Source organism: Xenorhabdus entomophaga, from assembly GCF_037996725.1.
Lineage (GTDB): Bacteria > Pseudomonadota > Gammaproteobacteria > Enterobacterales > Enterobacteriaceae > Xenorhabdus > Xenorhabdus khoisanae.
This window is the reverse complement of the sequence record NZ_JBBMXH010000139.1, coordinates 1-8,011: the sequence shown is the minus strand read 5'-3', so window position 1 is coordinate 8,011 and position 8,011 is coordinate 1. Positions and strand designations below refer to the sequence as shown.

The following is an 8,011-nucleotide window of genomic DNA, read 5'->3' as shown; positions in this document are numbered from 1 at the left end:
TATAAGGATGAAACGTAAACGCGCCTGGATGAGAATTCAGTTTTTAGAACAGGTATTACAAGCAGGATTTTCTAACCTGAATGTTATTTGATCATTCATGCGGTTGCCCTGAGTGGGAAGCAGGTAGATATACTGTCTCGGCTTATTTTAATAAAAAAGGTAACTGTAGGAAAATGTATATTTCTATGATAAAAAAACTTTATTCTAATAAAATTTAGCCGATCCCGTTTAACAACTTGCAATTGTTATTTTTCTCTTGTATTTTCCCAATAATGAATAAAAAAGATAAATGTCGTAGGGTTCATATTTCCTTATGAAATTAAAAGAAAACTGACTGAAAATGAAAACTATTGGCAGTTTATTCAAGGAAGGCCATGTAAGGGAGCCACTTCGGTTAGAGATTTTGATACAACTATACGCAATTAACTTGAAGATGCAGATTTTAAAATCTGCATCTTCAAGTTAATTGCGTATAGCGATAATAATGAGGTGCTATAAATTTTCACTTATTGGGTGAATTTACGTTGTGCTATTTTTGCCTATGATTTTCATAGGCATCTATTCTAATTTTTGATCAATACCTTATTGGTGTAAATAAGGCATAAAATCATGGTGTTTTGCAGGCAATGATAAAAATAAATCTGAATATAATCGGAGCAGGAAGAGAATCAGAGCAGATAATCATGATGATTTAAAATGGTGGATTAATTAACATGAAAGGAATAATCAGGATTGGGGATAAAACTACTCATGGTGGGGCGGTGCAGGAAGGTTCCGGCGTGATGAAATTTTCGGGTATTGGCGTTGCCCGTCTTGGTGATAAAGTATCCTGCCCCGTCAAAGGGCACGGCCCGACTCAGATTGTTGAAGGGCATCCTACATTCAAAGATAATGGGAAACCCGTCGCTTTTCATGGGCATAAATGTGCATGTGGTTGCTCATTAATTTCTTCATTAGGTAATGCAACATTGAGTTAACTATGGCTATTGATCTCCTAAATATTCCTGATAAAGCAGACAGGAAAAAACCACCACAGATAAAAAGTTGGTTATATATACTCTCTGTTTTTATTGGCGGAGCCAGTATTGTCACTGCATTCTTTTGGCCAGAAGAAAAATCGATTAAATCACTTTCTTTCTTTTTATTTTCATTTACTTATCCTTTTGCTATTTGGTTACTGGCTTTTTTGGCCCGGCGTTTATATTTCGATCTCAATCAACTTTGGTCAGATAACTGGGATAGAAAACGAGAAAGACTGATTGAGCATGAAATAAACCGTGGGCAGAATTCGCTTTGTCATCTTGGTTCAGTTATCCACATCCCCGACGCATTTATGCAGGGAACGTTGTCTGAACAATTGGCAAGCTCTGTCATAGAAATGCCTAAAATTGTCGATGAATCCACAGGGAAAGTTATCCGCAGAAAATCATTCTGGTCAAAAATAGAGCAAGAAGAAGATCGGCTTTATGAAAGGATATTCTTATTATTGGCTGATAATGAACTTTCTTCTGTTTTAAGTAATGTCATTAAGAAAACCAATATTCAGGTTTGTCTGGATCTGGATGCAGATTTAACCCCTGCACAATATGAAAAAGTATGGGAAAAGGTTTGTAAAAATAGCCGGGTTACTCTTCCACTCAGTTACTTCTTTGGACAAGGTCTTGAAACCCTGGATCAATGGATTGACTCTTATTCTTCTCACGAACCTTTATTGGTTATTTCTGTTCATTTATCTGAGAGGGCGGATGATGGGCATGGTGATGCAGCAGTTGCCCTGTTAGTCACATCCTCTTCTAAAATAATGAGTGAAATTAGTGATGGTCAGTTATGTCGCCCTGAAAATTCATGCCAAAATGAGATTAATTATGCGTTGGCACAAGCTTTGCTATGGGGTAAAAGCCGGGGTGAAGATATCCAATATCTTTGGATATCAGGAATGGGCTGTGACAATAAAGCGCAAATAATTGCTGCACCATTAGGAGAAGCATTTCCTCATTTAACACAGCCAGAAAATCAAATTGATATTGATGGGAAAATAGGTTACGCAGGCGCAGCTTCTCCTTGGTTAGCAATAGCCATCGCACTGGAGTCAGCACAAAAAAATGAAAAGCCACAATTGATTATAAGTGCAATATCTCAAGAATCAGATAAGCTCTGGTTTATGGTGATTAAATAAATTTTTTATCCTGTTTCCTGAAATTTATTGAATCTAAGACGAAAGTTTTTCTTTTTTATTTTAATAACGATACAATATTGGAGTGAGTAATTATTATGCCTGAGTCCGCATCCAAATCAGGAAGGTCAGTTATTTTTCTCGCGACAGTTTATACCTTGGCAATATTACTGGTTATATTTGTCGGAGCTATGATATATCACTTCAGTATTAACCCAGAATTTCACATAAAACAATTGTTGATTTATGCAGGTTCTGTTTTCGGTATTTTATTGTTGCTTTTTCCCTTTTTTTTGTTGGCATGGAGTAAACATGCAGAAGTAAGTTTTACTTTATTATCTGGCAGGTCAAAAACTAAAAAAGAGAAAAAAGTTGAAGGTTCATCGGAATTATATCTGGATTTAAAACAAAGATTAAAACTTCGCTATGGCGCTTCATGGAAAAAGAAAATCCAAATCCTGATGGTTATTGGCTCCCCTGAACACGCCGAACAACTTATTCCCGGTTTAGTGACCGAACAATGGTTGGAATCTGACGGCACTTTACTGATTTGGGGCGGTAATATTACCGCTAATCCTGATGAACATCTCAGCCAGAGTCTGCGGCAGTTGCGTCGCTCCCGGCCACTGGATGGCATGATTTGGGTCACTGACCAATACCAACACCGCGTTACGCCGGAGGCATCGGCCTATTTGCGTCCCGTTTCCGGACAGATGCTGGAGACACTGACCCGTCACCTAACCCAGTGCTATCAGTCACTGGGCTGGCGTGTGCCGGTCTATGTCTGGTCCCTGCACCAGACAGTCTGGGACAATGCCCGTGAACAGGTCTCAGCACCGGGCTGTTTTCTATCACCTGCCTGTACACAGGATGATTTGCACGTCAGCCTGAATCAGTTGGTTCAGGCAATAACGGAACAGGGCACTCATCAGCTTATCCATAATCCTCGTCATGATTTTTTACTGACACTGGCCCATTTCCTGCGACAGGGCGGTAGCGAGAAAATCAGTGCTTCACTGGCCGTGTTCTTCAACCCATATCGGCCATTGCCTTTGGCGGGAGTGTTGTTCAGTCTGCCAGCTACCGCAGGCAAACGGACGGATATACATCACTGGAGCAAGGATAGCCGTTGGGACAACCTGCTGGCAGCCGTCCGGCAACTGCCACCGGGTTTACATCCGATTCGTCTGGGCCTGCCGTGGCATCGGGCTGGGCAGGGGGTTCTGGCTACTCTTATGATGGCTGCGGGTGCTGGGATGCTCATTTCCTACGCCAGCAACCGCCATCTGGTGCAGGAGAGCGCACAGCACCTTACGCGGGTCAAAGAGGCTGATGCCCCGCTGGCTGATCGTCTTCAGGCATGGTATGACCTGCAGGAGACCTTGTCCCGGCTGGAACACCGTGAAATGCACGGCGTTCCGTTTTATGCCCGTCTGGGATTGAGTCAGAACAATGAAGTGTTGCAGGCTTTGTGGCCCGCTTATACCCAACATGTGATGCCGTGGTTACGCGATGCGGTGGCGCAGCAGATGCAAAAAAACCTTAACCAGTTGGTTAAGCTGCCGCCGAACAGTCCATCACGCGCAGACGCGGCGAAGGGAGCTTACAGCTCCCTGAAAGCCTATCTGATGATGGGTAAGCCGGAAAACATGGAGGCGGCGTTTTTCCATGAGACGGTGATGGCGGGCTGGACATCACAGCCAGGAGTGCCGAAAGGGCTCTGGCAGGCCAAGGGATCGGAACTGCTGGCCTTTTATGCCCGTAATTTGGGTAATCACCCTGACTGGGTGGCAAAACCGAATGATGAACTTATCCGGCAGTCACGTACTGTGCTGGTACGGGAGATAGGGCACCGCAACGGTGAGTCTTCCCTGTACCAGAAACTGTTGCAGCAGGTAGCAAATCATTATGCTGATATGACGCTGTCGGATATGACGGGGGAAACCGATGCGGAGCTGCTGTTCACAGCGGAAGCGCATGTACCGGGGATGTTTACCCGCAAGGCGTGGGAAGAATCAGTAGCTCCAGCCATTGAGCAACTGGTGACTGAGCGTCGTGTGGAGATAGACTGGGTGCTGAGTGATGGCCGGAAGGCAGCGGGTGATGAGGTGTCGTCGGATATGCTGGAGGTGCGCCTGACAGAGCGTTACTTTGCAGATTTTTCCGGGGCCTGGTTGAATTTCCTGAACGGCTTACACTGGCGCCGGGCGGAAACGCTGTCTGATACTATTGATCAGTTGACACTGATGGCGGATGTCCGTCAGTCACCGTTAATTGCCCTGATGAATACGCTGGCTTATCAGGGCAAAACCGGCCGGCATAATGAGGCATTGTCGGAGTCGTTTACGGAGTCGGCCAAGTCGATATTCAACAAGGAAAAGCAGCCGGTTATCAGTCAGAAAGTGGGATTCAGTGGACCACTGGAACCGACGTTTGGCCCGCTGCTGGAGCTGCTGGAACCGAAGGTCGGAGCGCAGGATGGTCAGCACCTGAGCCTCTACAGTTTCCTGACGCGAGTGACACGTGTACGGTTAAAACTGCAACAGGTGACAAACTCAGCAGATCCGCAGGCGATGGCGCAGACAATGGCACAGACGATTTTTCAGGGTAAAGCGGTGGATTTATCCGATACCCGCGATTATGGCAGTCTGGTGGCGGCCAGTCTGGGACAGGAGTGGAACGGATTTGGTCAGACGGTGTTTGTATTGCCGATGGATCAGGCGTGGCAGCAATTACTGGCACCGACTGCCGAAAGCCTGAATGCACAATGGAAACGGGCGATAGTGGATGACTGGAATCTGGCCTTTGGTGGTCGCTATCCATTCAAAGCGGGAGGCAGTGAGGTTTCCTTGCCGCTGCTGGCGCAATACTTACGGGCGGACAGCGGGCGGATTACCCGTTTTCTGGAAAGCCGGTTAAATGGGGTCTTGCGGCGGGAAGGGAACCACTGGGTACCGGACAGCATCAATGCACAGGGGCTGAATTTTAACCCGGAGTTTCTGGCAGCGCTGAATACGCTGAATGCACTGTCGGATGTGGTATTTACCAACGGTGAAGCGCGGCTGGCATTTGAGGTGCGCCCGGGGACCGCAGGGGAAGTCATGCAGACGAATCTGGTGATAGATAACCAGAAGCTGATTTATATGAACCAGCGTCCGGACTGGAAGAAATTTGTCTGGCCAGCGGATACAACGGCACAAGGGGCGACTTTAAGCTGGTCGGGAACACGGTCGAGGACGCGGATTTACGCGGAACAACCGGGAACGTGGGGGCTTATCCGGTTGCTGGAAAAAGCACAGGTGACGCCGTGGCCGGGTTCGGGCAGCAGTTATCAGGTGAACTGGCAGACACCGGATGGCGTGATGTTGACCTATATGCTGCGGACGGAAGCAGGAGAAGGGCCGCTCGTGTTGCTGAAGCTGCGTAATTTTACTCTGCCGGACAAAATATTTGATTAATGGCATAGGTAAAATAATAAAATTGGGGTTTACCCCCAATTTTATTTCTTATATTTAGATTACAAGGAAGATTAAATAAAATTGTTTTGTTGAAAATATACCTTTGTTTTGTACTTTGCTTTTTATTTCTTGGGCAACTCAATAATTGATAAGATCAATATAGTACTTATATAGGATTTTAATTAAGAGGGAATGATGTTTAAGCGTATATTTCAAAAGTTATTCAGTAAAAAATCGTCGGTTATAGCTAAAAAACACCCTTCAGGTGCTACACCTTCATCCATAAGTAATTTAGGTATGTCAAACCATTCAGGCTCCAGTCATTACAGAACTGGCAATGATGATAGTTGTTCTTTCTCCGATAGCGGTGGGGATTGTGGGGGAGGAGGTGATGGTGGCGGTGATTAACCGTATCCTATTTCCAAGCGATAATTTGTTGGTTTCCATTTATATTTTATTTTGACGAATAAACGCCAAATCACTGTTTATTTATAAGCAATGATTAAAAAAAATAAAAATATAATTTAAGCGAAATTGAAGTGAGTTTTAAAATTGCAATTAGCAATAAATCCGGGTGAAACTTCGCTGTTTCTCCGATCTAATTTAGCGACAGAGATCACGCCCAATGAGTTTGCTGGATACATTATGTCAGTCTTGTTTTGGTGATGAGCGTACCAAAGCTAATGCACTGGCGCAAAAACAGATCGCCATCTGGGAAAAATGGCTTACCCCGATTACTGCTGCACAACCTGTTGGCAGCGATCCGGGTTACGATGATGATTTTGAACGGATGCGTGAAGAGGTCAATAAGCTCTCAGGTGCTGATACTGAGTTAATTTGTCAGTTAGCGGAAAAATTATTGACGACGGTCTGCAAGGATGTCCGCGTGGCGACTTATTACCTTTGGGCACGTTTGCACCGTGAAGGAGAAGAAGGATTCGCTGATGGATTAGCACTATTAGCTGGGTTATTAATGAAGTACGGGGAAGATTTGTTGCCCGCACGTCCTAATAGCCGGAAAGCAGCTCTGGAATGGTTATCTGGGAGTCGTGTTCTGGACAGCCTTTCTCTGTACCCTGAGGTTGGTAAACCAGAGTTTGAGCGCATCATCGCTTTACTTGAATTTATTACCAAACAGCTTGAAACATGGGATGAAAATCATCGCCCTCTGTTTGGCAATCTATATAGCGCCTTGGAAGGACGGTTGGTGCAATCAGGGGGCTGGAATGCGGTAGTTCCTCAGAATATCAGTGCCTCGCCTTTGCACGATATGGGATTGGGAACAGGGGCGAAATATGGGCCATCTATTGCAGTTCAGCCCATCCAGTCTGGTCGTGAATTGTTGGATCAAGCTAAATCTCTGGCTCATTACCTGCGTAATCAACCCCAAGGTTGGCTTTCTGCCCACCGGTTAATGAAAAGTGTGCGTTGGGATACCATTCACCAAAGCCCACCACAGGATACTCAGGGATGCACCCGATTAGCTCCCCCCCGAACTGATGCCCGTGCCCAGCTTAAGCGCCTCTATATGCAGCAAAGTTGGGGGGAATTGCTGGAGCAGGCAGATAGGCTTTTTGCCGAAGGGGTGAACCATTTTTGGTTGGATGTTCAATGGTATCTCTATCAGGCATTAAGTAAATCGGGCGCACCTTGGGATGGCTGGGCGGATATCATCAGACAGGATCTGAAATTGCTTTTACAGCGTTTACCTGGATTAGAAAAATTGGCATGGAATGATGGTACTCCGTTTGCGGATGATGTGACTGCTGGTTGGATCATGCAGAAAGTGCTGGATGAAGGGAAGGGATGGTCAGATTCGTCAGCCAGCTCCAGTGCTGTTACTGAAGAGGATGACATTTTATCCCTTGAAGCAGAGGCAATCGCACAGGCTGACAGTGATGGTCTTGAAAAAGCGATGGCTTGGCTGCAATCCCGTCCCGCCGTAACGACACCTCGTCAACGTTGGATGATGCGCTTATTGATGTCACGTGTGGCAGAGCAGTTTGGTCGAAACGATTTGGCGTTGCATCTGCTTAGTGAGCTGGATACCACGGCTGAGATCCTTACCCTTGCACAGTGGGAACCTGAATTGGTGTTTGAGATCAAGGCGCGTCACTTGCAATTGCTGCGCACCAAATCCCAGCGCAATGGCGCTGATAAAACCGCAATTACCCAGCAAATGGATGATCTGTTGGCTCAATTGGTCAGGTTGGACCCCGTTCGCTCAGTGGTGCTCTATAGCTGATGGTTTTTCGCTGGTAGTTTTTTCTTTATTTAACGCGATGCTCGACTTTAACATCCTATGACGTTGGCTTGTTGAAGCCAGTCGCGTTGACTTTTACCTTGTTTAAAATTGGCAAAAATGCCCAACGTATGAGAA

4 protein-coding genes are annotated in these 8,011 nt (G+C 45.7%); all 4 read left to right on the top strand.

All coding sequences use genetic code 11. The features are described 5' to 3' along the window. Positions 1–713: 713 nt before the first annotated feature. The 4 genes from AAC854_RS20075 (at position 714) to tssA (ending at position 7,876) form a co-directional block, all read left to right on the top strand. Positions 714–977, top strand: a complete 264-nt coding sequence (locus AAC854_RS20075; RefSeq protein ID WP_340618657.1) for a PAAR domain-containing protein — start codon at positions 714–716, stop codon at positions 975–977. Positions 978–979: 2 nt separating this feature from the next. After that, entirely contained in the window at positions 980–2,176 is a 1,197-nt protein-coding gene (locus AAC854_RS20070; RefSeq protein ID WP_340618656.1) for a hypothetical protein, read from the top strand. Between the two features lie 95 nt (positions 2,177–2,271). Further along, a complete protein-coding gene (locus AAC854_RS20065; protein WP_340618655.1) occupies positions 2,272–5,631 on the top strand; it encodes an ImcF-related family protein in 3,360 nt (1,119 codons plus the stop codon). A 625-nt stretch (positions 5,632–6,256) separates the two neighbouring features. After that, entirely contained in the window at positions 6,257–7,876 is a 1,620-nt protein-coding gene (tssA, locus tag AAC854_RS20060) for a type VI secretion system protein TssA (protein ID WP_340618654.1), read from the top strand. The last annotated feature ends 135 nt before the right edge of the window (positions 7,877–8,011 follow it).

Excerpts from the sequence above, each read along its gene's own strand:
- AAC854_RS20065 (WP_340618655.1), top strand. The coding sequence starts at position 2,272 with ATGCCTGAGTCCGCATCCAAATCAGGAAGGTCAGTTATTTTTCTCGCG.
- tssA (WP_340618654.1), top strand. The coding sequence starts at position 6,257 with ATGAGTTTGCTGGATACATTATGTCAGTCTTGTTTTGGTGATGAGCGT.
- AAC854_RS20070 (WP_340618656.1), top strand. The coding sequence starts at position 980 with ATGGCTATTGATCTCCTAAATATTCCTGATAAAGCAGACAGGAAAAAA.
- AAC854_RS20075 (WP_340618657.1), top strand. The coding sequence starts at position 714 with ATGAAAGGAATAATCAGGATTGGGGATAAAACTACTCATGGTGGGGCG.